This is a genomic window from Pseudomonas sp. W17 (assembly GCF_040268305.1).
Classification (GTDB): domain Bacteria; phylum Pseudomonadota; class Gammaproteobacteria; order Pseudomonadales; family Pseudomonadaceae; genus Aquipseudomonas; species Aquipseudomonas protegens.
Genome location: NZ_CP158490.1, coordinates 1,858,480 through 1,883,925, shown reverse-complemented (window position 1 = coordinate 1,883,925; position 25,446 = coordinate 1,858,480). Strand labels below are relative to the sequence as shown.

Annotated in this window: 32 protein-coding genes; 19 read left to right on the top strand and 13 right to left on the bottom strand. The window is 63.4% G+C overall.

The window, feature by feature from the left end:
* Positions 1–215 precede the first annotated feature (215 nt).
* From phhA to ABCR88_RS08700, 6 genes are all read left to right on the top strand, one after another.
* Positions 216–1,007 (top strand): phenylalanine 4-monooxygenase, encoded by a 792-nt coding sequence (gene phhA / locus ABCR88_RS08725; protein WP_011059947.1) that lies wholly within the window; start codon positions 216–218, stop codon positions 1,005–1,007.
* A gap of 70 nt (positions 1,008–1,077) precedes the next feature.
* On the top strand, positions 1,078–1,434 hold the full coding sequence (locus ABCR88_RS08720) for a 4a-hydroxytetrahydrobiopterin dehydratase (RefSeq protein ID WP_007930096.1): 357 nt from the start codon (positions 1,078–1,080) through the stop codon (positions 1,432–1,434).
* The gene (locus ABCR88_RS08715) at positions 1,434–2,624 is read left to right on the top strand and encodes an amino acid aminotransferase (RefSeq protein WP_337153742.1); all 1,191 of its coding nucleotides are present in this window, start codon (positions 1,434–1,436) and stop codon (positions 2,622–2,624) included. The genes ABCR88_RS08720 and ABCR88_RS08715 overlap by 1 nt, the downstream gene beginning before the upstream one ends.
* Before the next feature lie 194 nt (positions 2,625–2,818).
* Positions 2,819–2,950 carry a hypothetical protein gene (locus ABCR88_RS08710; RefSeq protein WP_015634613.1) on the top strand — a complete coding sequence of 44 codons (132 nt, stop codon included), beginning with the start codon at positions 2,819–2,821 and terminating at the stop codon, positions 2,948–2,950.
* A gap of 83 nt (positions 2,951–3,033) precedes the next feature.
* Positions 3,034–3,216: a hypothetical protein gene (locus tag ABCR88_RS08705; protein WP_350404430.1), complete on the top strand. Its 183-nt coding sequence runs from the start codon at positions 3,034–3,036 to the stop codon at positions 3,214–3,216.
* Between the two features lie 116 nt (positions 3,217–3,332).
* Positions 3,333–4,532 carry an MFS transporter gene (locus tag ABCR88_RS08700; protein ID WP_350404429.1) on the top strand — a complete coding sequence of 400 codons (1,200 nt, stop codon included), beginning with the start codon at positions 3,333–3,335 and terminating at the stop codon, positions 4,530–4,532.
* Here ABCR88_RS08700 and arfB read toward each other — a convergent pair.
* The 3 genes from arfB to ABCR88_RS08685 all read right to left on the bottom strand — a co-directional run bounded on the left by arfB (position 4,529) and on the right by ABCR88_RS08685 (position 7,540).
* The gene (gene arfB, locus ABCR88_RS08695) at positions 4,529–4,942 is read right to left on the bottom strand and encodes an alternative ribosome rescue aminoacyl-tRNA hydrolase ArfB (RefSeq protein WP_011059943.1); all 414 of its coding nucleotides are present in this window, start codon (positions 4,940–4,942) and stop codon (positions 4,529–4,531) included. The two genes, ABCR88_RS08700 and arfB, sit on opposite strands and share 4 nt — an antisense overlap.
* Positions 4,943–5,146: 204 nt before the next feature.
* On the bottom strand, positions 5,147–6,568 hold the full coding sequence (locus ABCR88_RS08690; RefSeq protein ID WP_011059942.1) for an amino acid permease: 1,422 nt from the start codon (positions 6,566–6,568) through the stop codon (positions 5,147–5,149).
* A gap of 651 nt (positions 6,569–7,219) precedes the next feature.
* Positions 7,220–7,540: a hypothetical protein gene (locus tag ABCR88_RS08685; RefSeq protein WP_236183587.1), complete on the bottom strand. Its 321-nt coding sequence runs from the start codon at positions 7,538–7,540 to the stop codon at positions 7,220–7,222.
* A 49-nt stretch (positions 7,541–7,589) separates the two neighbouring features.
* Here ABCR88_RS08685 and ABCR88_RS08680 point away from each other — a divergent pair, with 49 nt between their 5' ends.
* Together ABCR88_RS08680 and ABCR88_RS08675 are read left to right on the top strand one after the other, a co-directional pair.
* Positions 7,590–7,727, top strand: a complete 138-nt coding sequence (locus tag ABCR88_RS08680) for a hypothetical protein (RefSeq protein WP_011059941.1) — start codon at positions 7,590–7,592, stop codon at positions 7,725–7,727.
* A 63-nt stretch (positions 7,728–7,790) separates the two neighbouring features.
* The gene (locus ABCR88_RS08675; RefSeq protein ID WP_236183588.1) at positions 7,791–8,756 is read left to right on the top strand and encodes a leucyl aminopeptidase; all 966 of its coding nucleotides are present in this window, start codon (positions 7,791–7,793) and stop codon (positions 8,754–8,756) included.
* A 141-nt stretch (positions 8,757–8,897) separates the two neighbouring features.
* On the opposite strand, the gene rluB is transcribed toward ABCR88_RS08675, so the two are convergent.
* The 6 genes from rluB to ABCR88_RS08645 all read right to left on the bottom strand — a co-directional run bounded on the left by rluB (position 8,898) and on the right by ABCR88_RS08645 (position 13,851).
* Complete coding sequence (gene rluB, locus ABCR88_RS08670; RefSeq protein ID WP_236183589.1) at positions 8,898–10,088, bottom strand: 23S rRNA pseudouridine(2605) synthase RluB; 1,191 nt, start codon at positions 10,086–10,088, stop codon at positions 8,898–8,900.
* A gap of 145 nt (positions 10,089–10,233) precedes the next feature.
* Complete coding sequence (locus tag ABCR88_RS08665) at positions 10,234–10,425, bottom strand: DUF1289 domain-containing protein (RefSeq protein WP_011059938.1); 192 nt, start codon at positions 10,423–10,425, stop codon at positions 10,234–10,236.
* 77 nt (positions 10,426–10,502) lie between these two features.
* Positions 10,503–11,516, bottom strand: coding sequence for an SMC-Scp complex subunit ScpB (scpB, locus tag ABCR88_RS08660; protein ID WP_350404426.1), 1,014 nt, complete (start codon positions 11,514–11,516; stop codon positions 10,503–10,505).
* Between the two features lie 12 nt (positions 11,517–11,528).
* Positions 11,529–12,227, bottom strand: coding sequence for a ScpA family protein (locus tag ABCR88_RS08655; protein WP_169893818.1), 699 nt, complete (start codon positions 12,225–12,227; stop codon positions 11,529–11,531).
* A gap of 120 nt (positions 12,228–12,347) precedes the next feature.
* Positions 12,348–12,977 carry an L-threonylcarbamoyladenylate synthase gene (locus tag ABCR88_RS08650; RefSeq protein WP_041120586.1) on the bottom strand — a complete coding sequence of 210 codons (630 nt, stop codon included), beginning with the start codon at positions 12,975–12,977 and terminating at the stop codon, positions 12,348–12,350.
* A gap of 13 nt (positions 12,978–12,990) precedes the next feature.
* Positions 12,991–13,851 (bottom strand): PHP domain-containing protein, encoded by an 861-nt coding sequence (locus ABCR88_RS08645; RefSeq protein ID WP_011059934.1) that lies wholly within the window; start codon positions 13,849–13,851, stop codon positions 12,991–12,993.
* An 87-nt stretch (positions 13,852–13,938) separates the two neighbouring features.
* Between ABCR88_RS08645 and ABCR88_RS08640 the strand changes: the two genes are divergently transcribed.
* The 6 genes from ABCR88_RS08640 (at position 13,939) to ABCR88_RS08615 (ending at position 18,030) form a co-directional block, all read left to right on the top strand.
* Positions 13,939–14,535 carry a septation protein A gene (locus tag ABCR88_RS08640; RefSeq protein WP_011059933.1) on the top strand — a complete coding sequence of 199 codons (597 nt, stop codon included), beginning with the start codon at positions 13,939–13,941 and terminating at the stop codon, positions 14,533–14,535.
* A 1-nt stretch (position 14,536) separates the two neighbouring features.
* The gene (locus tag ABCR88_RS08635) at positions 14,537–14,836 is read left to right on the top strand and encodes a YciI family protein (RefSeq protein WP_011059932.1); all 300 of its coding nucleotides are present in this window, start codon (positions 14,537–14,539) and stop codon (positions 14,834–14,836) included.
* Positions 14,837–14,946: 110 nt separating this feature from the next.
* Positions 14,947–15,357 carry a translation initiation factor 2 gene (locus ABCR88_RS08630; protein ID WP_019093743.1) on the top strand — a complete coding sequence of 137 codons (411 nt, stop codon included), beginning with the start codon at positions 14,947–14,949 and terminating at the stop codon, positions 15,355–15,357.
* 7 nt (positions 15,358–15,364) lie between these two features.
* On the top strand, positions 15,365–16,042 hold the full coding sequence (locus ABCR88_RS08625; RefSeq protein WP_011059931.1) for a response regulator transcription factor: 678 nt from the start codon (positions 15,365–15,367) through the stop codon (positions 16,040–16,042).
* A gap of 143 nt (positions 16,043–16,185) precedes the next feature.
* Complete coding sequence (locus ABCR88_RS08620) at positions 16,186–16,623, top strand: LTXXQ domain protein (protein WP_041116628.1); 438 nt, start codon at positions 16,186–16,188, stop codon at positions 16,621–16,623.
* 66 nt (positions 16,624–16,689) lie between these two features.
* Entirely contained in the window at positions 16,690–18,030 is a 1,341-nt protein-coding gene (locus tag ABCR88_RS08615) for a HAMP domain-containing sensor histidine kinase (RefSeq protein WP_350404424.1), read from the top strand.
* 81 nt (positions 18,031–18,111) lie between these two features.
* Here ABCR88_RS08615 and ABCR88_RS08610 read toward each other — a convergent pair whose 3' ends face one another.
* Positions 18,112–18,678 (bottom strand): nitroreductase family protein, encoded by a 567-nt coding sequence (locus tag ABCR88_RS08610; RefSeq protein WP_041116625.1) that lies wholly within the window; start codon positions 18,676–18,678, stop codon positions 18,112–18,114.
* 122 nt (positions 18,679–18,800) lie between these two features.
* Here ABCR88_RS08610 and ABCR88_RS08605 point away from each other — a divergent pair, with 122 nt between their 5' ends.
* Positions 18,801–20,255, top strand: a complete 1,455-nt coding sequence (locus ABCR88_RS08605; protein WP_041116623.1) for a TrkH family potassium uptake protein — start codon at positions 18,801–18,803, stop codon at positions 20,253–20,255.
* On the opposite strand, the gene ABCR88_RS08600 is transcribed toward ABCR88_RS08605, so the two are convergent.
* Positions 20,212–21,273: an AraC family transcriptional regulator gene (locus ABCR88_RS08600; protein WP_041116621.1), complete on the bottom strand. Its 1,062-nt coding sequence runs from the start codon at positions 21,271–21,273 to the stop codon at positions 20,212–20,214. The two genes, ABCR88_RS08605 and ABCR88_RS08600, sit on opposite strands and share 44 nt — an antisense overlap.
* Before the next feature lie 159 nt (positions 21,274–21,432).
* Here ABCR88_RS08600 and ABCR88_RS08595 point away from each other — a divergent pair, with 159 nt between their 5' ends.
* Entirely contained in the window at positions 21,433–21,744 is a 312-nt protein-coding gene (locus tag ABCR88_RS08595) for a DUF962 domain-containing protein (protein ID WP_011059925.1), read from the top strand.
* 74 nt (positions 21,745–21,818) lie between these two features.
* A complete protein-coding gene (locus tag ABCR88_RS08590; protein ID WP_015634600.1) occupies positions 21,819–22,409 on the top strand; it encodes a hypothetical protein in 591 nt (196 codons plus the stop codon).
* Positions 22,410–22,431: 22 nt separating this feature from the next.
* On the opposite strand, the gene ABCR88_RS08585 is transcribed toward ABCR88_RS08590, so the two are convergent.
* On the bottom strand, positions 22,432–23,253 hold the full coding sequence (locus tag ABCR88_RS08585; protein WP_011059923.1) for a UDP-2,3-diacylglucosamine diphosphatase: 822 nt from the start codon (positions 23,251–23,253) through the stop codon (positions 22,432–22,434).
* A gap of 132 nt (positions 23,254–23,385) precedes the next feature.
* Between ABCR88_RS08585 and ABCR88_RS08580 the strand changes: the two genes are divergently transcribed.
* Together ABCR88_RS08580 and ABCR88_RS08575 are read left to right on the top strand one after the other, a co-directional pair.
* Positions 23,386–24,201: an AraC family transcriptional regulator gene (locus ABCR88_RS08580; RefSeq protein WP_350404422.1), complete on the top strand. Its 816-nt coding sequence runs from the start codon at positions 23,386–23,388 to the stop codon at positions 24,199–24,201.
* Positions 24,202–24,252: 51 nt separating this feature from the next.
* Entirely contained in the window at positions 24,253–25,146 is an 894-nt protein-coding gene (locus tag ABCR88_RS08575) for a DMT family transporter (protein ID WP_103289627.1), read from the top strand.
* Here the strand turns inward: ABCR88_RS08575 and ABCR88_RS08570 are convergent.
* Positions 25,140–25,427, bottom strand: a complete 288-nt coding sequence (locus ABCR88_RS08570; RefSeq protein ID WP_011059920.1) for a SelT/SelW/SelH family protein — start codon at positions 25,425–25,427, stop codon at positions 25,140–25,142. The genes ABCR88_RS08575 and ABCR88_RS08570 overlap by 7 nt on opposite strands.
* Positions 25,428–25,446 lie beyond the last annotated feature (19 nt).

The following is a 25,446-nucleotide window of genomic DNA, read 5'->3' as shown; positions in this document are numbered from 1 at the left end:
GCAGATAATCGTCAAGATTATGTGACAGCAAAGCGCTTTCTCAAACCTGAAAACCCACCACAGGGTGGAGACCCCGCCAGATTCGTAACGTTTACTTTACAAATGGGTGCACGACAGCCCTCTACCCGCACCGGCCACCTGCTGCAAAGCGTCGCACCCTCAGGTATCACTGGAGTCACACATAACAAGAACGCATCCCCTGGCAGGAGAGCAGCATGAAGCAGACGCAGTACGTGGCCCGCGAGCCCGACGCGCAAGGTTTTATCGACTATCCACCCGAAGAACACGCGGTGTGGAACACCCTGATCACACGCCAGTTGAAAGTGATCGAGGGTCGTGCGTGCCAGGAATACCTGGACGGCATCGACAAGCTCGGATTGCCCCACGACCGTATTCCGCAACTGGGCGAAATCAACAAGGTCCTGGGTGAAACCACCGGCTGGCAAGTGGCCCGGGTACCAGCGCTGATCCCCTTCCAGACTTTCTTCGAACTGCTGGCCAGCAAGCGCTTTCCCGTGGCGACCTTCATTCGCACCCGCGAAGAACTCGACTACCTGCAAGAGCCGGACATCTTCCACGAGATCTTTGGCCACTGCCCGCTGCTGACCAACCCCTGGTTCGCCGAGTTCACCCACACCTACGGCAAGCTCGGCCTGCAAGCCACCAAGGAAGAGCGGGTGTACCTGGCGCGCCTGTACTGGATGACCATCGAGTTCGGCCTGGTGGACACCCCGGCCGGACGGCGCATCTATGGCGGCGGCATCCTGTCCTCGCCCAAGGAGACCGTGTACAGCCTGTCCGAAGAGCCGGAACACCAGGCCTTCGACCCGCTGGAAGCCATGCGCACGCCGTATCGCATCGACATCCTGCAGCCGATCTATTTCACCCTGCCCAACCTCAAGCGCCTGTTCGACCTGGCCCACGAAGACATCATGGCCCTGGTCCACCAAGGCATGCAGCTGGGCCTGCACGCCCCCAAGTTTCCGCCAAAACCCAAGGCGGCCTGAGCGGCCCGCACTCGCGAGCCGCTGCGAAAGATAGTAACTTCCAACAAGAATTGAATCCTGGGAACCCACCATGACCGCTCTGAACCAAGCCCATTGCGAAGCCTGCCGTGCCGATGCTCCTCAAGTCAGCGACGAAGAACTGCCGGTACTGATCAAGCAGATCCCTGACTGGAACATCGAAGTTCGCGATGGCGTGATGCAGCTGGAGAAAGTCTTCCTGTTCAAGAACTTCAAATTTGCCCTGGCCTTCACCAACGCCATGGGCGAGATCTCCGAGGCCGAAGGCCACCACCCGGGCCTGCTCACCGAGTGGGGCAAGGTCACCGTGACCTGGTGGAGCCACTCGATCAAGGGCCTGCACCGCAACGACTTCATCATGGCAGCCCGCACCGATGAAGTGGCCAAGACCGCAGAAGGACGCAAGTAATGCACTTCGACGCCATCGGCCGGGTTCCCGGCGACCCGATTCTCGGCCTGATGGGGGCCTACGCCAACGATCCCAACCCGCGCAAGTTCGACCTCGGCGTGGGGGTCTACAAGGACTCCCAGGGCCTGACGCCGATCCCGCGCTCGGTGAAGCTGGCCGAACAGCGCCTGGTGGACAGCCAGGACACCAAGATCTACATCGGCGGCCATGGCGACGCGGCCTTCGGCAAGGTGATCAATGAACTGGTACTGGGCAGCGATTCGAAACTGATCGCCAGCCAGCGTGCGGGCGCCACGCAAACCCCGGGCGGCACTGGCGCCCTGCGCCTGAGTGCCGACTTCATCGCCCACTGCCTGCCGGGCCGTGGCGTGTGGCTGAGCAACCCGACCTGGCCGATCCACGAGACTATCTTTGCCGCGGCCGGGGTCAAGGTCAGTCACTACCCCTATGTGGGCAGCGACAACCGCCTGGACGTCGAGGCCATGCTGGCGACCCTGAACCAGGTGCCCAAGGGCGACGTGGTGCTGCTGCACGCCTGCTGCCACAACCCCACCGGCTTCGACCTCGGCCACGCCGACTGGCAACGCGTGCTGGACGTGGTACGTAGCCGCAAGCTGCTGCCGCTGATCGACTTCGCCTACCAGGGCTTCGGCGACGGCCTGGAGCAGGACGCCTGGGCCGTGCGGCTGTTCGCCGCCGAACTGCCGGAAGTGCTGATCACCAGTTCCTGCTCGAAGAACTTCGGCCTGTACCGCGACCGGACCGGCGCTTTGATCGTCTGCACCCAGGACGCCGAGAAACTACTCGATGTGCGCAGCCAACTGGCCCATATCGCCCGTAACCTGTGGTCCACGCCACCGGATCATGGCGCGGCGGTGGTCGCCACCATCCTCGGCGACCCGGAGCTGAAAAGCCTCTGGGCCGACGAAGTGGAAGCCATGCGCCTGCGGATCGCGCAACTGCGCGCCGGCCTGCTGGAGGCCTTGCAGCCTTACGGCCTGGCCGAACGTTTCGCGCATATTGGCGTGCAACGGGGAATGTTCTCCTACACCGGCCTGAGCCCTGCCCAGGTCCAGGAGCTGCGTGACCACCACAGCGTGTACATGGTCAGCTCCGGCCGCGCCAACGTGGCCGGGATCGACGCCAGCCGCCTGGACTTGCTGGCTGAAGCCATCGCCCGGGTCGTATAGCAACTTGCGCACCGTCACAGGCAGCCCTCTGGCTGCCTGTGACGGCAAGCCGCACCACTCGATGAAATCCCTTTCATCCCAAAAAGCGCGATAAAAATCTTTTTGTCATTTCCAGTGCTGTATCCTGCCCAAGCTTTTTAAAAGCGCGGATCTACCCAGCGATTTAAAAAACAGACTTTGCGAGGAGCAACGACATGCATGAGATCCCGAATCTCCCCTTCCCAAGCCTGCACGAAACTGAGCAGACAACTCCGCCACAAGCCAGTGCCGACAAGCCTGTAGTGCAAGAAGCCGCCGACAGCCGCAAGGCCGACAGCGAAGACTGAAAGCTGTAACCAGACCGTGTGGAAAGCGCTACTCAAGCGCTTTCCACACCGCCTGAAACCCTCCTCCCGAGCCCCGCCGCACCATGACCGAATCCTTCAGCGAAACCCAAGCCAGCGTGCTGATCGGCACTGCCGAACAGATGATCGACGTGTGGAATCGCCTCAGCGAAGAAAAACAGGCCGCTCTGCTGGCCCGCTTCGGCACCCAGGAAAACGCCTTGGCCGCCATGGTCACCACCCGGTTGCTGGGCAACAATGACGCCTGAACCGACTCCGGCCAGGTAAAAATCTGAACAACACATCGATTTCCCCCACAACCCCTCCCTGCACATCGGTATCATAAGCAGCCTATCTATTGAGCTGTCGCAGTGGTCCCCTTCCCATGCCAGATACCCAGCGCCCCTTGACGGTCACGCTGCACGTCGTCTCCATCGTCCTGTTCACCTTTATCGGCTACCTGAATATCGGCATTCCGCTGGCAGTATTGCCGGGCTACGTGCACAGCGAGCTGGGCTTTGGCGCGGTGATCGCCGGCCTGGTGATCAGCGTGCAATACCTGGCCACCCTGCTCAGCCGGCCCTATGCCGGGCGCATCATCGACAATCTGGGCAGCAAGCGCGCGGTGATGTACGGCCTGGCCGGCTGTGGCTTGAGCGGGGTGTTCATGCTGCTTTCGGCCTGGCTGCACAACCTGCCGACCCTGAGCCTGATCAGCCTGCTGATCGGCCGCCTGGTCCTGGGCAGCGCGGAAAGCCTGGTGGGCTCGGGCTCCATCGGCTGGGGCATCGGCCGGGTCGGGGCGCAGAATACCGCCAAGGTGATTTCCTGGAACGGCATCGCCAGCTACGGCGCCCTGGCCATCGGCGCGCCGCTGGGGGTGTGGCTGGTAAGCCGGCTGGGGCTGTGGAGCATGGGAGCGAGCATTATCCTGCTGGCGCTGCTCGGCCTGCTGCTGGCCTGGCCGAAACTCGCCGCGCCGATCGTTGCCGGCGAACGCTTGCCGTTCATCCACGTGCTGGGCAAGGTATTTCCCCACGGCTGCGGCCTGGCCCTGGGCTCCATCGGCTTTGGCACCATCGCCACCTTCATCACCCTGTACTACGCCACCCGGCACTGGGACAACGCCGTACTGTGCCTGAGCCTGTTCGGCGCCAGCTTCATCGGCGCGCGACTGCTGTTCGGCAACCTGATCAACCGCCTCGGCGGCTTTCGCGTGGCGATTGCCTGCCTGTCGGTGGAAACCCTCGGCCTGTTGCTGCTGTGGCTGGCCCCGGATGCCAATTGGGCCCTGGCCGGCGCAGCCCTGAGCGGCTTCGGCTTCTCCCTGGTATTCCCGGCCCTGGGGGTGGAAGCGGTGAACCTGGTGCCAGCCTCCAGCCGCGGCGCGGCAGTGGGGGCCTACTCGCTGTTCATCGACCTGTCGCTGGGCATCACCGGCCCGCTGGCGGGGGCGATTGCTGCCGGTTTCGGCTTTGCCTCGATCTTCCTGTTCGCCGCCATCGCTGCCTGCACCGGCCTGGCGCTGAGCCTGTACCTGTACCACCAGGCGCCCAAGCTGCGCCAGGAACGCGAGGCGCGCTAGAAGTCCACTTTGCCGCGCCCGGCCTTGATGCTGCCGCGCTTGGCCTTGGTCTCCAGGCGGCGCTTCTTCGAACCCAGGGTCGGCTTGGTCGGGCGGCGCTTCTTCTCCACCTTGATGGCGCTGAGAATCAGCTCGGTGAGGCGCTCCAGGGCATCGGCGCGGTTCTGCTCCTGGGTGCGGTACTGCTGGGCCTTGAGGATGATCACGCCGTCACTGGTGATGCGGCTGTCGCGCAACGCCAGCAGGCGCTCCTTGTAGAAAGGAGGCAGGGACGAAGCCGGAATGTCGAAGCGCAGGTGCACCGCGCTGGACACCTTGTTGACGTTCTGCCCACCGGCGCCCTGGGCACGGATGGCGGTCAGCTCGATCTCGGCATCCGGCAGATGCACGTTGTTGGAAATCACCAGCATGGAACAGGAATCCGTCTTCAGGGCGCATAGGATACCCCCATTCCCCACGCTCTTGCGGGTCTCTTCGCCGGCAAGCCAGCCCCCTACAGCGGGCAGGCACACCGCAGGAGCCGACTTGCAGGCGAAAGCGATCTCAGCCCCCGACAAAAATCACGGCCATGAAAAACCCGGCCGGAGCCGGGTTAGTCGTTGCCAGGGCCGCGCTTACTTCAGCGAAGCACTGGCTGCCTGCAGCGCGTGCTGGGCACTGCGCTTGTTCTTGATGCAGTAGCAGACCCACATGAACACTACCCACACCGGGATCGCGTACACCGAGATCTGGATGCCCGGAATCATCAGCATGATGCCCAGGATGAACACCACGAACGCCAGGCAGACGTAGTTGCCGTAGGGGTACCACAGCGCCTTGAACAGCGAGGTCTGGCCGGTACGCTCCATGTGCTGGCGGAACTTGAAGTGCGAGTAGCTGATCATCGCCCAGTTGATCACCAGGGTCGCCACCACCAGGGACATCAGCAGCTCCAGGGCGTGCTGCGGAATCAGGTAGTTGAGCACCACGGCGACGAAGGTCACCAGCGCCGAAGCGAGGATCGACATCACCGGCACGCCGCGCTTGTCGATCTTGGCCAGGGCCTTGGGCGCATCGCCCTGCTCGGCCATGCCCAGGAGCATGCGACTGTTGCAATAGGTGCCGCTGTTGTACACCGACAGCGCCGCGGTCAGGACCACGAAGTTGAGGATGTGCGCCGCGGTGTTGCTGCCCAGCATCGAGAACACCTGGACGAACGGGCTGCCGCTGTAGGCATCGCCGGAAGCGTTCAGGGTCACCAGCAGGGTGTCCCACGGCGTCAGCGACAGCAGCACCACCAGGGCGCCGATGTAGAAAATCAGGATGCGATAGATCACCTGGTTGATCGCCTTGGGGATCACGGTCTTCGGCTTGTCGGCTTCCGCTGCAGTGAAACCGAGCATTTCCAGGCCGCCGAAGGAGAACATGATGATTGCCATGGCCATCACCAGGCCGCTGACCCCATTGGGGAAGAAGCCGCCGTGGGACCACAGGTTGCTCACCGAGGCCTGCGGGCCGCCGTGGCCGCTGACCAGCAGGTAGCTGCCCAGGGCGATCATGCCGACGATGGCGACCACCTTGATGATGGCGAACCAGAACTCGGCCTCGCCGAAGACCTTGACGTTGGCCAGGTTGATGGCGTTGATCATGACGAAGAACACGGCTGCCGAGGCCCAGGTCGGGACGTCCGGCCACCAGTAGTGCACATATTTGCCGACCGCTGTCAGCTCCGACATGCCCACCAGGATATAGAGGATCCAGCAGTTCCAGCCCGAGAGGAAACCGGCAAAGCCGCCCCAGTATTTATGGGCAAAGTGGCTGAAGGAGCCGGCCACCGGCTCCTCGACGATCATCTCGCCGAGCTGGCGCATGATCATGAAAGCGATGAAACCGCAGATGGCATAACCGAGGATCATCGACGGGCCGGCGGACTTGAGCACCCCGGCCGACCCCAGGAACAAACCGGTACCAATCGCGCCGCCCAGGGCGATCAGTTGAATATGGCGATTCTTCAGGCCGCGTTTCAGCTCGCCCGAATGCGAGTTTTGTCCACTCATGAAAAGGCTCTCACGCAAGGTAATGTGTGTCAGACGTTGCCGCCCGGTAAAGGCTTAAGCGGCGCGGATCAAACCCCAGCGCAGGCACCAGAAGTTCAGCGTTCTTTTAACGGTCATGCGTCACCTGTTTGTTTTTATCTGTGACGAAATCGAACCCACCACGCTCGTGACGCGGCGGAGTGAACAAGGTGGATAACCTTGAGTTTATTGGCCTTGCAGCGAGCTCTTCAGCGCCTCGCAAGCGGTCTGGAAAGCACGTTTCAGGCGCAAAATGCGCGGGTACGCAGTTGGGTCACAGTTAAAACGCCGCGCATTGTACACCCCTGACTCCCTGCCGCCAGACACCGCTTTATCAGCGTGCCGGTAACCGGAATCCTGCGGGGCCAGCCCGATGCTCGGCATCGGCGGCGCGAAAGTGGACGGACCGAGTGGGGTCGTCGATGAATGAGCGAAGGCCATCGCCCATCGAAGGGTGTGGGTGAAAATCGGTTACGGCGTTCATTGCGCCTCCTTCTTGTTATGCACCTGTACGCAGGCAGATGTGCATCTCACCTGCCTTGGCGCCCCGGAACAAGCGGGCTAGAGCCTCGGCGGTGGCTTTCCCGAACAACTGCCGGCAGCTTTTCCTTACAGCACATCCATCGCCGCGGATTACAGGCGGATCACGGCGCATTTCGTAATTTTTTCTTTACGAGGCGTAACGATAAATTGCCAAACCAGATCAACTGGCGAACCGACTGCAAATTGACACCCATGTCGCCTGACAAGCGGAAAAGCCTTAGCTTTTTGTTTTCTGGGAATAAATATTTCACCTAAAAATAGAAAATAAAGTTCAGCAGAAAATATTCTAATTATTTTTTTGCACTTCAAAATGCCCTGGACTAGGTTTCCAGCCACTTGCCGGCTCAGCCAGCCGACAAGTTCCGGGAGTGGATGAGCGGCCCAGCAACCTTCCCGTTCTCCGCTGTTCAACTGCTCCGCCAATGGACTGCTTACACGCACTGTATCTAGGAGAGACACCATGCAAGCACTGGAACAAGACCTGGAAACCGAACTGCAACTGGACGACTGGTTCGAAGCCGCCACCCATGAAGCAGCAGTGGAAATGATGCAGGCTGACGCGGTGGTGCCATTCGGCACCGCCATGTGGCCGATGTAAGGCGCCCGGACCGGTGCAGGCCTGGTGCCTGCGCCGGTCACCTTTGTCCTCCAGGGAGGTTTTATGGACCAGACCCGCGCCATCCGCCATTTCCTGTACTACCTCGAGCGGCATCCGGCCTTGAGCGGCGCCCAGCCCTCCAGGGTGGTGATCGGCCACACCGCCGAGTACCAGGCCATGGTCAGCGCCATCCTCGAACAGTCGCGCCAGGCCACCCCACTGACAGTCAGCGCCCTGCGCCTGGACCAGGAGCCGGCGGCGACCCTTGCCCAGGCCATCATCGACTGTGACCTGTACATCTTCTTCTACGACTCCTCGACCCTGCCCCAGCCACGCCCCGACGGCCCGGAGTTCCTGCGGCCGCTGCATGGGCTGATGGCCGAGCACTGGAAGAAATCCCTGCTGTTCAAGGATTACGGCGAGTACTTCTACGACACCTTCAGCGTCGAGCCACAACGCATTGCCGACCTCAACGCCACTCTGATCCGCCGCCTGTCCCAGGCCACCACCCTGAGCTTCAGCGACCCTCAGGGGTCATATTTCGAAGCGCCCTTGAACAGCGTGAAGAAATGGACCGACATCAACGGCGTCGGCAACTACGACCTGGCACCGGGGGAAATCGCCACCCACAGCGATGCCATCAACGGCCATGTGAAGTTTCTCGGCACCTTCCTCAGCACCATCCCTTTCGCCCGCAAGTACGGGGTGCTGAAAGCACCGCTGGAACTGTGGATCGAGAACTCCAGCATCAGCCGGGTGGCCACCGAGGTGCCGGGGCTGGCCAATGACTTCAACAAGTACCTGGATGCCAACCCGTCCAACCGGCGCATAGAGGAACTGGGAATCGGCACCAACGAGGGCATCAGGTCCCTCTACGGGCGTAACTCCGGCTTCGAAGAGCGCCATTGCGGCCTGCACCTGGGCCTGGGGGGCGGCGCCAAAGGCAGCCATCACCTGGACCTGATCTTCAGTTCCGGAGTGCTGGCGGTGGATGACAAGCCTGTGTTCGACGGCCAGTTCGCCTTCTAGCGTAGGAGCTGGCGGGCCAGAAGGCCGCTATCAGCCTGCGCAAGCCGGGCGGCCCGGTTCGCCGGCAAGCCGGCTCCTGCGCAGTTGCAGGCAAAAAAAACGCCAACCCGGAGGTTGGCGTTTTTGTCGGCAGGCCGGGAATCACTCCGGCTTGCGGCGACCAAAACCGGGACGCTGGCCGGAACCGGCCGGGGCGCCACGGCGCTTGCCGGACGGTGCGTCCTTGTCCAGCACCAGGCTTGGGCGCTTGGACTTGGGCGCCGGCTTGGCCGGACGCTTGGTGTCCGCCGGGCGTTCGGCCACCGGAGTGCCGCGGCCAGTAGCCGGACGCGGAGCTCGGGAGCCACGCTCGCCATCCGGACGGGCAGTCGGCTTGCGGCCAGGACGCTCGCCTTCGATCTGCGGCTCGCGGGAAACACGCGGGGTGGCCGCGCTGCCATTGGCCGGACGCAGGGTGCGCACGCGCTCGCTCTTGCCCACCGGACGCGAGGATTTGCGCTGCATGCGCTCCAGCTTGTCCTTGGACTTGGCATTGAGCTGCGGCATGGCCACCGGCGTCAGGCCGACTTCGGCGCTGAGCACATCGACTTCGTACTGGCTCATTTCGCGCCAGCGGCCCATGGGCAGGTCGGAGTTGAGGAACACCGGACCGAAGCGCACGCGCTTCAGGCGGCTGACCACCAGGCCCTGGGATTCCCACAAGCGGCGCACTTCACGGTTGCGACCTTCCATCACCACGCAGTGGTACCAGTGGTTGAAACCTTCGCCACCGGGCGCCTGCTGAATGTCGGTGAACTTGGCCGGGCCGTCTTCGAGCATGACGCCGGCCTTGAGGCGCTCGATCATCTCGTCGTCGACCTCGCCACGCACACGCACCGCGTACTCACGGTCCATCTCGTAGGAAGGGTGCATCAGGCGGTTGGCCAGCTCACCGTCGGTGGTGAACATCAAAAGACCGGTGGTGTTGATGTCCAGGCGGCCAATGTTGATCCAGCGGCCTTCGCGCGGACGCGGTAGCTTGTCGAACACAGTCGGGCGGCCTTCCGGGTCGTCGCGGGTGCAGATCTCGCCGTCGGGCTTGTTGTACATGATCACGCGGCGCACCGATTCGGCGGCCTCTTCGCGCTTGATCACCTTGCCATCGATGGAAATGGCGTCATGCAGGTCGACGCGCAGACCCAGGGTGGCCTCTTTGCCGTTGACCTTGATCCGGCCCTGGCTGATCCAGGACTCGACATCGCGGCGCGAGCCGACGCCGATGCGGGCGAGGACTTTCTGCAGTTTTTCGCCGGCTGGACGGATTTCCTGGTCGTTCTGATCGGTATCGCTCATCTGGGCACCTCCCGGTGTGTCGCTTCAGGCTTGAGCGGCCTGAAGGGTGGAAAACAGGGTCTGTGGCGAAGGGATCGCCAAAGGGTCGCGAATCATACGCTCATGGCGGCGGTTGCGCATCACAGACTAGTTGATAAGTCGCCCCTCAGGACTTTTTCCGCCGGCCGGTGGCGCGCAATTGCAGCAGGCGCATGGCGGCTTCAGCCAGCACTTGACGGCGCTCGGCCTTGTCGAGCTTCTTCCAGGCCTTGATCTCACGCTTGCTGCGCCCGCAGCCGATGCAGATGTCATCGCTGAACTTGCACACGCTGATGCAGGGATCCTTGGCAGAACTCATCCATCACCTCTGTAGGAGCCGGCTTGCCGGCGAAAAAAACCGCCAGCCATGCGCCGAGCCGGCCAACGACTACAAGGTCAATCGTCCAGCAGGCGGCGTTCGTTTTCGATGGCTTCGGCCAGGGCCAGGGCTTCGGCCTCTTCCTCGCTCAACTGCGGCGTAGCAGGCTCTAGTGCGGCTACTGCGGCGAGCAACTTGGCCCGGGCCTCGGCCACGCCCAGCACATCATCCTCTGCTTCGACCGGCGGCCGGTCTTCGGGTTCGACCGGGAATTCATCGGGCTCATCGGCGAGGACCTCAGATTCGGTCCGGGCCTCGTCCTGCGGGAGATCCGGCACCGGCTCTTGTATCCCTCCCTGCTCCGGCTCCACCACACCATCACGGTGCAAGTCTTCGAAGTCGGTCTTGATCCCCTCCTCCATGGAATCCAGCTCCAGCAGCAGGGTATGGAAGCTGGTTTCTTCCTTGGGTTCCTCCGGCTCGGCGCTGGCATCGGCCAGTTGTTGCAGGTGCTCGGGCACCGGCGCGTCGTCGAATTCCAGTACCGGCTCGGCCTCGATCTCCCGCAGTTCCGCCAAAGGCGGCAGGTCGTCGAGGTTCTTCAGGTTGAAGTGATCGAGAAACGCCTTGGTGGTGGCGAACATCGCCGGCTTGCCCGGTACGTCGCGATACCCCACCACGCGGATCCATTCACGTTCCAGCAAGGTCTTGACGATATGGCTGTTGACCGCCACGCCACGCACGTCCTCGATCTCGCCCCGGGTGATGGGTTGGCGATAGGCGATCAGGGCCATGGTCTCCAGCATGGCACGCGAGTAACGCTGTGGGCGCTCTTCCCACAGGCGGCCGACCCAGGGCGCGAACTTCTCGCGGATCTGCAGGCGATAGCCGGAGGCCACTTCCTTGAGCTCGAAGGCCCGCCCTTCGCAGGACTTGCCGAGCAGGGCCAGGGCTTTCTTGAAGACCGCCGGGTCCGGCCGCTCGGCTTCTTCGAAGAGCTCGAACAGGCGTTCCAGGGACTGGGGTTTTCCCGAGGCCAACAGAAAGGCTTCGAGCAGGGGCGCCAGCTCGCGGGGTTCATTCAGGTTCATGATTTAAGCTCGTTATTCGGCTCGCGCCCGTACGTGGATGGCCGCAAAGGGCTCATTCTGCACCAGCTCGACCAGGGATTCCTTGACCAGTTCGAGGATCGCCATGAAGGTCACCACCACCCCCAGGCGCCCTTCCTCGGCGGTGAACAGCTCGACAAAGGGCACGAAACCGCCGCCCTTGAGCCGCTCCAGCACATCGCTCATGCGCTCGCGGGTGGACAGCGCCTCGCGGCTCACCTGATGGCTTTCGAACATGTCGCCACGGCGCAGCACCTCGGCCATGGACATCAGCAACTCTTCCAGGGCCACATCCGGCAGCAGCTTGCGCGCCCGGGCCTCCGGGGCGTCGAGCTTGGGCACCAGCACATCGCGACCGACCCGGCTCAGGCCGTCGATGCCCTCGGCGGCCGCCTTGAAGCGCTCGTATTCCTGCAGGCGGCGGATCAGTTCGGCCCGCGGATCGTCCTCTTCTTCCTCGACCTCGGCTGAGCGCGGCAGGAGCATGCGCGACTTGATCTCGGCAAGCATTGCCGCCATCACCAGGTACTCGGCGGCCAGTTCCAGGCGCACCGACTGCATCAGCTCCACATAACCCATGTACTGGCGGGTGATCTCCGCCACCGGGATGTCGAGGATGTTGATGTTCTGCTTGCGGATCAGGTACAGCAGCAGGTCCAGCGGGCCTTCGAAGGCTTCGAGAAAGACTTCCAGGGCATCCGGGGGGATGTACAGGTCCAGGGGCATTTCCATGACCGCCTGGCCGTAGACCATGGCGAAGGGCAGCTCCTGCTGGGCGCCGGCCTGGTCGTCGACGGTTTCCACTGCGGACATCTAGGCCTCGGCCATGAACGGCGCGGGGTCACCGCAACCGACGCGGATCACTTCCGGCTCGCCGTCGGCGAGGTTGATCACCGTGGACGACTCGGTGCTGCCGAACCCGCCGTCGATGATCAGGTCCACCTGGTGCTCCAGCAACTGGCGCATCTCGTAGGGGTCGCTCAGGGCCTCGGTATCACCGGGCATGATCAGGCTGACGCTCATCAGCGGCTCGCCCAGCTCGGCCAGCAGCGCCAGGGCGATCGGGTTGCTCGGCACCCGCAGGCCGATGGTCCGGCGCTTGGGGTGCAGCAGCAGGCGCGGCACTTCCCGGGTGGCGTTGAGAATGAAGGTGTAGGGCCCCGGCACATGGGCCTTGAGCAGACGGAAAGTGCCCGTGTCGATCTTGGCGAACAGGCCCAACTGCGAAAGGTCGCTGCAGATCAGCGCGAAGTTGTGCTTGTCGTCCAGCTGGCGCAGGCGTCGAACCCGTTCGATTGCGCCCTTGTCGCCCATCTGGCAGGCGACGGCGTAGGACGAATCCGTGGGATAGATCACCACACCGCCGCTGCGAATGATCTCGACGGCCTGTTTGATCAGGCGTGGCTGGGGGTTTTCCGGGTGGATCTGGAAAAATTGACTCACTGTCTCTACCTGTTCAGGCGGCAATAATTGGCTCATGTTTGAACCGACACCAAAGGGGCGGCAGGTCTTCCGGGACCGGGCGATACTCACCAATCTCGGACCAGCCTCCAGGGCCATGAAAGTCACTGCCAGCGCTGACCAGCAGTCCGAATTCACGAGCAAGGATAGCCAAACTGCCCACTTGCTCTGCAGGTTGGTGGCCATTGACCACTTCGATAGCATGACCACCGGCTTGAATATAGTCGGCAATCAAGCGGCGACGCTTGCTGCGGGTGAAATCGTAATGCCAGGGATGGGCCAGGCTGACCCAGGCCCCCGCGGCCCGCAGTGTGCCGACGGTTTCTTCCAGGGTCGGCCAGTGCTGCTTGACGTCCCCCAGCTTGCCGGCCCCCAGCCATTTGCGAAACGCCTCGGCGCGATCCTTCACGAAACCGGCACGCACCAGGTAGTCGGCAAAGTGCGGCCGCGCCGGTGCATTGCCGCTGTCCCCCAGTTCCTGCTGGATCGCCCGGGCGCCTTCCAGCGCTCCCGGCATGCCCTTGAGGGCCAGCTTGCGGCTGATCTCCTCCGAACGCAGCCAGCGGCCTTCGTGGAGTTTTTCGATGGCTTGCACCAAAGCCGGGGCCTGGGTATCGAAGCCGTAGCCCAGCACATGGATAGTGGCGCCGCCCCAGGTGCAGGAAAGCTCGACGCCATTGACCAGCTGCATACCCAGTTGCTGCGCCGCCTGGCGCGCTTCGTCCAGCCCCTCGAGGGTGTCGTGGTCGGTCAGGGACAGGATTCGCACGCCTCTCTCGTACGCACGCGCAACCAGAACCGCGGGCGCCAGGGCGCCGTCGGAGGCCGTGCTATGGCAGTGCAAATCAACATTCACAGGACGATAAAACCTCAAGTCAGCTGGCGCTTTCGCTACCAAGGATGTTTGTTATTATGCCGGGACATCCTGCTTCTGGCTGCCACTGTGAAACAATTCATCGACTTCATCCCGCTGTTCCTGTTTTTCATCGTCTATAAAATTGATCCCCGCGTCGTCGACCTTGCCGGTCACGAAGTCACCCTGGGCGGCATCTACAGCGCCACAGCGGTGCTGATCATCAGTTCCCTGGTGGTGTATGGCGCCCTGTTCATCTCCCAGCGCAAGCTGGAAAAAAGCCAGTGGCTGACCCTGATCGCCTGCCTGGTCTTCGGCAGCCTGACCCTGGCCTTCCACAGCGAAACCTTCCTTAAATGGAAAGCTCCGGTGGTCAACTGGCTGTTCGCCCTGGCCTTCATCGGCAGCCACTTCGTCGGCGACCGCCTGCTGATCAAGCGCATCATGGGCCACGCCCTGACGTTGCCAGACCCGGTATGGACCCGCTTGAACATCGCCTGGATCGCCTTCTTCCTGTTCTGCGGCGCCGCCAACCTGTTTGTCGCCTTCACCTTCCAGAGCATCTGGGTCGACTTCAAAGTCTTCGGCAGCCTGGGCATGACCGTATTGTTCCTGGTGGGCCAGGGTATCTACCTCTCGCGCCACCTGCATGACGCCGATCCCACCACCCCGAAAACCGAGGACTGACATGCTTTACGCAATCATTGCCACAGACGTCGCCAACTCCCTGGAAAAACGCCTGGCCAACCGGCCGGCGCACCTGGAGCGGCTGCAAGTGCTCAAGGATCAGGGGCGCGTGGTACTCGCCGGCCCGCACCCGGCGATCGACAGCAATGACCCGGGCGCGGCCGGTTTCAGCGGCAGCCTGATCGTCGCCGAGTTCGACTCCCTGAGCGCCGCCCAGGCCTGGGCCGACGCCGACCCGTTCGTGACCTGCGGCGTCTACGCCCATGTACTGGTCAAGCCGTTCAAGCAATCGATGCCGTAAATCCTCCCGGGTGCGATGAACCTTCGCGGTTCATCGCGCTCTCAATCGCTCATTATTCTCGTTTGACTGCCGACAACCTGCCCAACACTCGATTGGAATCAGGAGTTTCGATGCGCCAAGGTCCGCTGTGCCTGCTGTTGGTCATGTTGTCGATCGGGGCTCCAGCCCTTGCCGAGGAAACCCAGGACACCGGCCATTCCACGCCGCTGTCCCTGAGCGCCGGCAGTCAGATCACCGAGTTGCAGCAACGCTTGAAAGAAAGCGAGCGCCTGCGCGATGAACTGAGCAAACAATTGCAAAATACCGATGCCGAACGGGAAAGCCCCCAACTGACCCGCTTGCGCCAGGAGAACCAGCGCCTCAAGCTGCAACTCAAAGAGGCCCAGGCCAACCCGGCACCCCGCCTGTTGACCGATCAACAGCAGTGGTTCGTCACCGGCGGCGGCGTGGCCCTGCTGGCCCTGCTCTGCGGGATCTTCGCCAGTGGCGGGCATCGCAAGCGTCGACAATGGCTAAATTGAGAGATTCATGAGCGACCTGTTACTGATTGATGATGACCAGGAGCTGTGCGAGCTCCTGAGCAGTTGGCTGAGCCAGGAAGGTTTTCTGGTGCGGGCCTGCCACGATGGCCTGAGCGCCCGTCGCGCCCTGGCCGAAACGGCGCCGTCAGCGGTGGTACTGGACGTGATGCTGCCCGACGGCAGCGGCCTGGAGCTGCTCAAGCAACTGCGCAATGAGCACCCCGACCTGCCGGTGCTGATGCTCTCGGCCCGTGGCGAACCCCTGGACCGCATCCTCGGCCTGGAACTGGGTGCCGACGATTACCTGGCCAAGCCCTGCGACCCCCGTGAACTCACCGCCCGCCTGCGTGCCGTACTGCGCCGCAGCCATCCGGTGGCGGCCTCCAGCCAGATGGAACTGGGCGACCTGTGCTTCAGCCCGCTGCGCGGTGTGGTCAACATCGACGAGCAGGACATTACCCTGACCGTTTCCGAAAGCCGCCTGCTCGAAGCCCTGCTCAAGCAACCGGGCGAGCCCCTGGACAAGCAGGAGCTGGCGCAGATCGCCCTGGGCCGCAAGCTGACCCTGTATGACCGCAGCCTGGACATGCATGTCAGCAACCTGCGCAAGAAGATCGGCCCGCACCCCGACGGCCGTCCACGGATCGTCGCCCTGCGCAGCCGCGGCTACTACTACAGCCTCTGATCCCGATGTGCCCTGGCAGATTTGTCAGGGCCGTGAAATACCTTCTTTACCCAAGCTTTACCCTCCGCTGACTGCCGCTGACCTTGATCTGGGTAACCTGAACTCATCCGGAACTTACCGGGAATGAGACAAGGAGATACACCATGCGCAAGACCCTGATCGCTCTGATGTTCGCCGCCGCCCTGCCAACCGTGGCCATGGCCATGCCGGAAGGTCACGGCCCGATGGGCCCCATGGACGGCCCTCGGCACAGCGAGCACATGCGCGGCAAAGGCCCTTTCAGCCAACTGGACCTGAGCCGCGAACAGCGCCAGCAGATCGGCAAGCTGATGGGCGAGCAAATGCACGACCGCAAGGCCGTGGTGGACAAGTACCTGGAGAAACTCTCGCCGGCCGACCAGAAAGCCATGAAGGATGAGCTGACCGCCAAGCACCAGAAGACCCAGGCCGATATCCGCGCCCTGCTCAAGCCAGAGCAGCAGAAAGAGTTTGACGCCATCGTCAAGAAACAAGAGGAGCGTCGCGCCGAATGGGCCGAGTTCAAGGCCTGGAAAGCGCAGCAACCGCAAAAAGCGCAATAATGCGCTAGCGTCCACCCCCAGCCCAGTGGCCTCCCCCCACTGGGCTTTCGCGTTCGAGGAGTTCCTGTGCGTTCATTGTTCTGGCGCATCCTGGCCAGCTTCTGGCTGGCCATCACCCTGGTTGCAGGGCTGTCGATCCTGCTCGGGCACATGCTCAACCAGGATGCCTGGATCCTCAGCCGTCACCCCGGCCTCAACAGCCTGACCGAGGAATGGACACAGACCTACGAGAACCAGGGCGAGGACGCCGCCCAGGACATCCTCCAGCAGCGCAAGCGCCAGTACCACATCGATGTCCAGGTGCTCAACGAGAGCGGCGACCCGGTGGTTCGCGGCACCTTCCCGCGCCGCGCCGCGGCCTTCGAAGCCCGACAGAACAATGACGACCGACACCTGCCCTGGCGCCGCCTGACGGCGGAATACACCAGCCCGAAAACCGGCGACACCTACCTGTTCATCTATCGCATCCCCCATCCGGAACTGGACGCCTGGCACCGCGACAGCCTGACCTGGCCCCTCAGCGCCCTGGCCATCGCCCTGGTGGTGCTGACCCTGTTCAGCCTCCTGGTCACCCTGTCCATCACCCGCCCCCTGAGCCGCCTGCGCGGCGCGGTACACGACCTGGGCCAGGCCACCTACCAGCAGAACAGCCTGGCGCGCCTGTCCAACCGCCGCGACGAATTCGGTGTACTGGCCCGGGACTTCAACCGCATGGGCTCGCGCCTGCAGAGCCTGATCGGCAGCCAGCGCCAACTGCTGCGGGACGTGTCCCACGAACTGCGCTCGCCCCTGGCCCGCCTGCGCATCGCCCTGGCATTGGCGGAACGGGCCGCCCCCGAAGAACGGGAAAAGCTCTGGCCGCGGCTGACCCGCGAATGTGACCGCCTGGAAGCGCTGATCAGCGAGATTCTGGTGTTGGCCCGGGTCGATGCGGACAACGCCAGCGCCGAAGAAGTGGACCTCAACGCCCTTCTGGTCGCCGTGCAGAAAGACGCGCAACTGGCCTGCCCGGAACAGCCGGTGCTGATAACTGCCCCGCCACAACTGCACCTGCGCGGTTGGCCGACCATGCTGGAGCGGGCAGTGGACAACCTGCTGCGCAACGCTCAGCGCTTCAACCCTACCGGGCAAGCGATCAAAGTCACGGCCCAACGCCAGGGCGAGAAGATCCAGATCAGCGTGCGCGATCATGGACCCGGCGTAGAAGCCGAGCACTTGAGCCAGCTGGGAGAGCCCTTCTTCCGCGCCCCGGGGCAAAGCGCTCCGGGCCATGGCCTGGGGCTGGCCATCGCCCGCCGCGCCGCAGAACGTCACGGTGGCAGCCTGCTGCTGGCCAACCACCCTCAGGGCGGTTTCATCGCCACCCTGGAACTGCCCCTGGTCCCCGGCGCCGTGGTGCAGGCCTGAACGCACCGCGGGCAAGCCGCTGCCGCCGGCTCCGGCAACAGCGGGCTTGCCCGCGAGGTAAACAGCGTTAGAAGAGGAAAATCAGGCCCTGGCAGTCCAGGCGCTGACGAACTCGGCGGTATCGACCTTGGGGGCGATCCGCGGCTCATTCAGCGGCGTGCCAAGATACAGGAAGGCAATGATCTCTTCGCCGTCCTCCAGGCCCAGGCCCTTGGCTACATGGGGCGAGTAGGACAACTCGCCAGTACGCCACACCGCGCCGATCCCCTGGGCGTAGGCCGCCAGCAGAATACCGTGGGCCGCGCAGCCCGCTGCCAGCAATTGCTCGCTCCTGGGCACCTTGAAGTGCTCCTGCAAACGAGCAACCACCACAACCACCAGCGGTGCGCGCAGGGGCATGGCCCGGGCCTTGTCCAGGGCTGCCTGGGTCACTTCGCCGCCCTGCAGCTGTACCGCCTCCACCAGCAACTCGCCCAACTGCTCGCGTGCCGCACCTTCGACGGTGAGAAACCGCCAGGGGCGCAACTGACCATGATCTGGCGCGCGCAGGGCGGCGGCGAACAAGGCTTCGCGCTGCGCGGCGCTAGGCGCGGGCTCCACCAGGCGCGGCACGGAAACACGGTTGAGCAAAGCGTCGAGAGCCTCCATCGGCCACCTCCTGAAAAAAATGTCCGGCCATTCTAGCGGGATCTGCCGGCCGGGTGCCGGTTTACATGCTTTGCCCCGCAGGTAGAATGGGCGCCCTTCATCTACCAGCCCGAGCGGAATACATGGCGTTGCCGACCTTAAGGATCATTGGTTTCATCATCGGCATCTTCCTCATCACCCTGGCGATCGCCATGGTGGTGCCGATGGCGACCCTGGTGGTCTTCGAACGTACCGGCGACCTGCCGTCCTTCCTCTGGGCCAGCATGATCACCTTTATCGCCGGCCTGGCCCTGGTGATCCCCGGGCGCCCCGAGCACGTTCATCTGCGCCCCCGCGACATGTACCTGCTGACCGTCTCCAGTTGGTTGGTGGTGTGCATCTTTGCCGCCCTGCCATTCCTGCTGACCCAGCACATCAGCTACACCGACTCGTTCTTTGAAAGCATGTCCGGCATCACCGCCACCGGCGCCACGGTGCTCAGCGGCCTGGACAGCATGTCCCCGGGGATCCTGATCTGGCGTTCGATGCTGCACTGGCTGGGGGGCATCGGCTTCATCGGCATGGCGGTGGCGATCCTGCCGTTGCTGCGTATCGGTGGTATGCGCCTGTTCCAGACCGAATCCTCGGACCGCTCGGAAAAGGTCATGCCGCGCTCGCACATGGTCGCCCGGTTGATCGTCGCCACCTACGTGGGCATTACCATCTTCGGCAGCCTGGCGTTCTGGTGGGCCGGGATGAACCTGTTTGATGCCATCAACCACGCCATGTCGGCGATCTCCACCGGCGGTTTCTCCACCTCGGACGATTCCCTGGCCCACTGGAAGCAACCGGCGGTGCACTGGGTGGCGGTGGTGGTGATGATCCTCGGCAGCCTGCCCTTCACCCTCTATGTGGCCACTTTGCGTGGCAACCGCCGGGCGCTGATCAAGGATCAGCAGGTCCAGGGCCTGCTCGGGCTGCTGCTGGTGACCTGGCTGGTACTCGGCACCTGGTACTGGTGGACCACCAACCTGCACTGGCTCGATGCCCTGCGCCACGTGGCGCTGAACGTGACGTCGGTGGTCACCACCACCGGCTTCGCCCTGGGCGACTACAGCCTGTGGGGCAATTTCTCACTGATGCTGTTCTTTTACCTGGGGTTCGTCGGCGGCTGTTCCGGCTCCACTGCCGGCGGGATCAAGATCTTCCGCTTCCAGGTCGCCTACATCCTGCTCAAGGCCAACCTCAATCAGCTGATCCACCCGCGGGCGGTGATCAAGCAGAAGTACAACGGCCATCGCCTGGACGAAGAAATCGTCCGCTCGATCCTGACCTTCTCGTTCTTCTTCGCCATCACCATCTGCATGATCGCCCTGGCCCTGTCGCTGCTGGGCCTGGACTGGATGACCGCCCTCACCGGTGCCGCCAGCACCGTGTCGGGCGTGGGCCCGGGCCTGGGTGAAACCATCGGCCCGGCCGGCAACTTCTCGACCCTGCCGGACGCCGCCAAGTGGATCCTGTCCCTGGGCATGCTCCTGGGCCGGCTGGAAATCATCACGGTGTTCGTGTTGTGTATTCCGGCATTCTGGCGTCATTGACCGGGGCCGGCGCGGCCTGTAACCGCGCTCGGTACTCACCGGGCGTGGCATCGAACCAGCGGCGAAATGCACGGAAGAAGTTGCTCGGGTCGGCAAACCCCAGCAAGTAGGCAATTTCCAGCAAGGTCATGCGCGGCTGCGCCAGGTACTGCTCTGCCAGTTCCCGGCGGGTGTCATCCAGCAGCGCCTGGAAGCTGGTGCCCTCTTCCTGCAGGCGGCGCTGCAAGGTGCGCTGGGACAGGTGCAGCGTCTGCGCCACCATCTCGCGCTTGGGCTCCCCCTGGGGCAGCAGGCGACACAAGACCTGCCGCGCCTTGTGGGTCACCCGGCTTTCGGAGAAGCGCGCCAGGTATTCGCCGGCGAAACGATCGTGCAGCAGGGCCATGGCCTCGTTGGCGGTGGGCAGCGTGGCCTCCATGTCGGCACGCTCGAAGATCAGCGCATCAAAGGGCGCGGCAAACACCAGGGGCGCGTGGAACATGTCCTTGTAGGGTTGCAGGTCACCGGGCCGCTCGCCCTGCAGCAACACCTTGCGCGGCTGCAACGCGCGCCCCGTCAGCCAGCCGCACAAGGCCAGGGCACAGGCCAGCGAAGCCTCGGCACTTTGCCGGGTGGGCGGCAGATGGTCGCCATGCACCGTCAGGATCAGTGCATAGCCCTCGGGAAGAAGGCGGAAACTCAAGTCAGCGCTTTCGGCAATGATCCGCTGATAACGCACCAGCCGCTGAAACCCCTCCGCCAGGGTACGACTCGACATCAATGCATACCCGGCCACGTGAAAAGACGCCGGACGCACCACCTTGCCCATGTTCAGGCCGATCGCCGGGTTGCCGGAAAGCTCGACGGCGCGCTGCCAGAGCCGGGTCATGGAGTCCTGGGTGAAGCGCGCGTCGGGATCTTCCAGGGCACCGTAGTCGAGCCCCAACTGCTTGAACAAGGCCCGGCAATCCAGGCCGTCCATCTCCAGGGCCTTGACGATTCCCAGGGTCCAGCTTGCAGAAGTCGTTCGTTCGCTCATGAGGGGTTCTTACATGATGAGCCGCATGCTACGGCCAATTTCCCAAGGATACTAAAGTGGCGCCTATTGTCACTGGCCTGCGCCGCCAAGGACTCTAGACTCAAATAAGCTCCCCGCCGAACATCCGCCGACAGAACAACAGACACAGAGATCGCGGCCATGGAAAACATCCGACAGTTCAACAGCTTCGCCGAGTTCTACCCCTACTACCTGAGCGAGCACAGCGACAGCACCTGCCGACGTCTGCACTTCATCGGCACCAGCCTGGTGATCTTCATCCTCGCCCTGGCCATCGGCAAAGGCGCCTGGTGGCTGCTGCTGGTGTTGCCGATAGCCGGCTATGGCTTCGCCTGGGTCGGGCATTTCTTCTTCGAGAAAAACCGCCCGGCCACCTTCCAGCATCCGCTGTACAGCCTGCTGGGGGACTTCGTCATGTACCGCGACATGATCCTCGGCAAGGTGCCCTTCTAGACCCCAGGGCCGCCAGCGGCTCCCCACAGGGCCAGGCCTTGCAGACCCGCCCCATGACAACAAGAGGATGGCCGATGAACACCCATGCGCGCTTTACCCATATGCAGGACGGCACCCAGGAGGACTGGGCGATCATCGCCGCGGATTTCAGTGCCTACGCCAAGCAGTTGCCGACACGCATCCTGGCCCACCTGCAATTGCTGGAAGGCGACTTCGGCGGCTTCCCGGTGGACCGCCTGACCCATTCACTGCAGACCGCCAGCCGTGCCTGGCACGACGGGCGCGACGAGGAATACGTGGTCTGCGCCCTGCTCCACGACATTGGCGATACCCTGGGTTCCTATAACCACCCGGATATCGCCGCCGCCATTCTCAAGCCCTTTGTCAGCCCGGAAAACCTGTGGATGGTGGAGAAGCACGGGATCTTCCAGGGTTACTACTTCTTCCATCACCTGGGCATGGATCGCCACCTGCGCGAGCAGTTCAGTGACCACCCGCTGTACCAGTACACCGCCGAGTTCTGCGCCAAGTACGACGCCGCCGCCTTCGATCCGGCCTACGAGAGCCTGCCCCTGAGTTTCTTCGAGCCCATGCTGCAACGGCTGTTCGCCCAGCCCCGGCAGTCGCTGTACAAGGCGGCCATGGAGCAGGCCAGCCCGGCCTGAAAAACCGTGTTCGGCCCCGGGCTCAGGCCGGCTCCGCGACTTTCATCCGCTCAGCCTTGAGCTGGGCCTCACGGGCCTGGGCCTCGGCCAGGCGATAGAGTTCGATGCTGCCGTCCCAGTGCTCGATCAGGGCCGTGCAGGACTCCACCCAGTCACCGCAATTGAGGTAATCCACCTCGCCCACCTTGCGGATCTCGGCATGGTGAATATGGCCACAGACCACCCCGTGCAACTCGCGCTTGACGCATTCGTGGGCAATGGCTTCCTCGAAATCGCTGATGAAGCTCACCGCCGTCTTGACCTTGTGCTTGAGGTAGGCCGACAGCGACCAGTACCCATAGCCATAACGCGCCCGCCAGTGGTTGAGCCAGCGGTTGAGGGTCAGGGTGAATTCGTAGGCCGAGTCGCCGAGAAAGGCCAGCCAGCGGTGATAGCGAGTAATCACATCGAACTGATCGCCGTGGATCACCAGCAGATGACGCCCGTCCGCAGTGACATGTACCGCCTCGTCCACCAGTTGGATATTGCCAAGAATCAGCCTGGAGTAGCGCCGCAGGAATTCGTCGTGGTTGCCGGTGACGTAGATCACCTCGGTACCACGCTTGCTCATGGTCAGCAGGCGCCGGATCACGTTGGTATGGGCCTGGGGCCAGTACATGCCGCCGCGCAGCTTCCAACCATCGATGATGTCGCCCACCAGATAGATGCGATCGGCGTGGTAGGCCTTGAGAAAGCGTGCCAAGTGTTCGGCCTGACAATCCCGGGTGCCCAGGTGCACATCTGAAATCCACAGGGTCCGCACCCGTTGCTTGCGGCTGGGCTTGGCGAGTTCGGCATGGGTCATGGACGCTCTCCTGGATTTTTTGCGAGCTTGCGCCCCAGCGATTAATAGCCCATGACACAAATGCGGCAGTGCGATGACAGCGCGAAACGCCCGACCGCCGGTGTAGACTGGCCGCCTGCCAAGGAGACCGTGATGGGATCTATCCTCACCCTGCGCCACTACACCCATGACCTGATCGCCCACAGCCATGAACATGCGCAACTGGTGTTCGGCCTGCGTGGCCAGCTCGATTTCGAAGTCGAAGGCCAGGGCAGCCGGGTGCAGCAGCAGAGCTTCGTGGTGGTGCCGGCCGGCGCCCGGCATGTCTGCGGCAGCCCCAGCGGCAGCCATTGCCTGGTGCTGGACATACCCGGCGAACACTGGGTGCAGCAATCGTTGGGGGAACATGCCGAGGCCAGTCGGCGTTTGCTCGATGCGCCCCGACACCAGGTCCTGGGGCCGAGCCAGAGCCGCCTGATCAACTGGCTGGCGGACAGCCCGGTGGACGACCCCTTGATTGCCCAGCAAGGCGCGGTCTTGCTGCTGGCCAGCCTCAATCATCGCGCCGACAGCCAGCCCCGCGAGCGCCGCCTGCCCTATGCCGCCCTGAATGCCCATATCGATCATCACGCCGCCCACCCCTTGCAGGTGGCCGACCTGGCCCGTATCGCCGGGCTGTCCGCTGCCCGCCTGCATGCACGGTTCATCGCCGAGTGCGGGGCCAGCCCCATGGAATACGTGCGACGCCGGCGCTTGCACATGGCCCTGGAACTGTTGCGCGGATCGACCTTGCCCATGGGCGAAATCGCCAGCCGCGTGGGTTACAGCTCCCAGAGTGCCTTTGCCGCGGCGATACTGCGGCAGTACGGCCACTCGCCGCGCCAACTGCGCCAAGGGGCAGACGCTAGTCCCTCGACAAAAAACGCCAGGATCGCGACAGACCAACAGGCCGCCCCGCCCGTAGACTGAGCCCATTGCCGCCTAAGGCCATTACTGCCCGTCTTGTGGTTAAGGATAAAAATGACTCCGCGTACCGCCCTTGGCGCCTTGCATATCGGTGCCCTGATGTTCGGCCTGACCGGTGTATTCGGTAAGCTCGCCGCCGCTTCGCCCGCGGTCATCGTCTTCGGCCGTGCAGCCTTTGCCGTGCTCGCCCTGGGCGTCTTCGCCCGCCTGGCGAGCAACACCCCCTGGCAGAAACTGGCCGCCACCGATTGGCGGCGCCTGCTGCTCAGCGGCCTGCTGCTGGCCGGGCACTGGGTGAGTTTCTTCGTGGCGGTGAAGGTCGCGGGGGTGGCTATCGCAACCCTGGGCTTTGCCAGTTTCCCGGCGTTCACCGTGATTCTCGAAGGCCTGATCTTCCGCGAGCGGATCCGCTTCAACGAAATGCTGTTGGTGCTGCTGGTCAGCATCGGCCTGGTGCTGGTGACCCCGGACTTCGACCTGGCCAGCCAGGCCACCACCGGCCTGCTCTGGGCCGTGGGCTCGGGCCTGCTGTTTGCGCTGCTGTCACTGAACAACCGTGCCAGCTCCGGGCGGATCCCCGCGGTGCAGGCGGCGCTCTGTCAAAACGTGGTGGTCGCCCTGTGCCTGTTGCCGGTGGCGGCTCCCGAGCTTGGCCAGGTGCGGGCCATGGACTGGCTGTGGATCAGCCTGCTGGGAATTTTCTGCACCGGTCTGGCCCACAGCCTGTTTGTCGCCAGCCTGGCAGTGATCAAGGCGCGTACCGCAGCGGTGGTGTTTGCCCTGGAACCGGTCTACGGAATTACCGTGGCCTGGTTGCTGTTCGGCGAAAACCCGACCCTGCGCATGTTGTTCGGTGGGGCCTTGATCATCGTTGCCATCGTGGTTTCAAGCCGCCTGTCGGCGGGTTCGGGCAGCAAGGCAGCCACGGCTGAAGCCGGCCCTCACTGAGTACGGTCGTTGTGGCCCAGGTCGCGCTCGGGGTCGATCTGGTCGCGAACCCGCTGCTTCAGCACCTTGGCCTCGGGAAAGCCACCATCGGCCTTGCGTTCCCAGATCTGCACGCCATCGCAGGTGATGCGAAAGGCCCCGCCGGTTGCCGGCTCCAGGGACACCTTGCCCAGGTCGTCGCTGAAGGTGCTCAACAGCTCCTGGGCCAGCCACGCCGCCCGCAGTAGCCACTGGCATTGGGTGCAATAGGTGATGATCACTTCGGGTTTACGTTCAGTCATGGTACGGCCGACTCCTGGA

Excerpts from the sequence above, each read along its gene's own strand:
- phhA (WP_011059947.1), top strand. The coding sequence starts at position 216 with ATGAAGCAGACGCAGTACGTGGCCCGCGAGCCCGACGCGCAAGGTTTT.
- ABCR88_RS08720 (WP_007930096.1), top strand. The coding sequence starts at position 1,078 with ATGACCGCTCTGAACCAAGCCCATTGCGAAGCCTGCCGTGCCGATGCT.
- ABCR88_RS08715 (WP_337153742.1), top strand. The coding sequence starts at position 1,434 with ATGCACTTCGACGCCATCGGCCGGGTTCCCGGCGACCCGATTCTCGGC.
- ABCR88_RS08710 (WP_015634613.1), top strand. The coding sequence starts at position 2,819 with ATGCATGAGATCCCGAATCTCCCCTTCCCAAGCCTGCACGAAACTGAG.
- ABCR88_RS08705 (WP_350404430.1), top strand. The coding sequence starts at position 3,034 with ATGACCGAATCCTTCAGCGAAACCCAAGCCAGCGTGCTGATCGGCACT.
- ABCR88_RS08700 (WP_350404429.1), top strand. The coding sequence starts at position 3,333 with ATGCCAGATACCCAGCGCCCCTTGACGGTCACGCTGCACGTCGTCTCC.
- arfB (WP_011059943.1), bottom strand. The coding sequence starts at position 4,942 with ATGCTGGTGATTTCCAACAACGTGCATCTGCCGGATGCCGAGATCGAG.
- ABCR88_RS08690 (WP_011059942.1), bottom strand. The coding sequence starts at position 6,568 with ATGAGTGGACAAAACTCGCATTCGGGCGAGCTGAAACGCGGCCTGAAG.
- ABCR88_RS08680 (WP_011059941.1), top strand. The coding sequence starts at position 7,590 with ATGCAAGCACTGGAACAAGACCTGGAAACCGAACTGCAACTGGACGAC.
- ABCR88_RS08675 (WP_236183588.1), top strand. The coding sequence starts at position 7,791 with ATGGACCAGACCCGCGCCATCCGCCATTTCCTGTACTACCTCGAGCGG.
- rluB (WP_236183589.1), bottom strand. The coding sequence starts at position 10,088 with ATGAGCGATACCGATCAGAACGACCAGGAAATCCGTCCAGCCGGCGAA.
- ABCR88_RS08665 (WP_011059938.1), bottom strand. The coding sequence starts at position 10,425 with ATGAGTTCTGCCAAGGATCCCTGCATCAGCGTGTGCAAGTTCAGCGAT.
- scpB (WP_350404426.1), bottom strand. The coding sequence starts at position 11,516 with ATGAACCTGAATGAACCCCGCGAGCTGGCGCCCCTGCTCGAAGCCTTT.
- ABCR88_RS08635 (WP_011059932.1), top strand. The coding sequence starts at position 14,537 with ATGCTTTACGCAATCATTGCCACAGACGTCGCCAACTCCCTGGAAAAA.
- ABCR88_RS08630 (WP_019093743.1), top strand. The coding sequence starts at position 14,947 with ATGCGCCAAGGTCCGCTGTGCCTGCTGTTGGTCATGTTGTCGATCGGG.
- ABCR88_RS08625 (WP_011059931.1), top strand. The coding sequence starts at position 15,365 with ATGAGCGACCTGTTACTGATTGATGATGACCAGGAGCTGTGCGAGCTC.
- ABCR88_RS08620 (WP_041116628.1), top strand. The coding sequence starts at position 16,186 with ATGCGCAAGACCCTGATCGCTCTGATGTTCGCCGCCGCCCTGCCAACC.
- ABCR88_RS08610 (WP_041116625.1), bottom strand. The coding sequence starts at position 18,678 with ATGGAGGCTCTCGACGCTTTGCTCAACCGTGTTTCCGTGCCGCGCCTG.
- ABCR88_RS08605 (WP_041116623.1), top strand. The coding sequence starts at position 18,801 with ATGGCGTTGCCGACCTTAAGGATCATTGGTTTCATCATCGGCATCTTC.
- ABCR88_RS08600 (WP_041116621.1), bottom strand. The coding sequence starts at position 21,273 with ATGAGCGAACGAACGACTTCTGCAAGCTGGACCCTGGGAATCGTCAAG.
- ABCR88_RS08595 (WP_011059925.1), top strand. The coding sequence starts at position 21,433 with ATGGAAAACATCCGACAGTTCAACAGCTTCGCCGAGTTCTACCCCTAC.
- ABCR88_RS08590 (WP_015634600.1), top strand. The coding sequence starts at position 21,819 with ATGAACACCCATGCGCGCTTTACCCATATGCAGGACGGCACCCAGGAG.
- ABCR88_RS08585 (WP_011059923.1), bottom strand. The coding sequence starts at position 23,253 with ATGACCCATGCCGAACTCGCCAAGCCCAGCCGCAAGCAACGGGTGCGG.
- ABCR88_RS08580 (WP_350404422.1), top strand. The coding sequence starts at position 23,386 with ATGGGATCTATCCTCACCCTGCGCCACTACACCCATGACCTGATCGCC.
- ABCR88_RS08575 (WP_103289627.1), top strand. The coding sequence starts at position 24,253 with ATGACTCCGCGTACCGCCCTTGGCGCCTTGCATATCGGTGCCCTGATG.
- ABCR88_RS08570 (WP_011059920.1), bottom strand. The coding sequence starts at position 25,427 with ATGACTGAACGTAAACCCGAAGTGATCATCACCTATTGCACCCAATGC.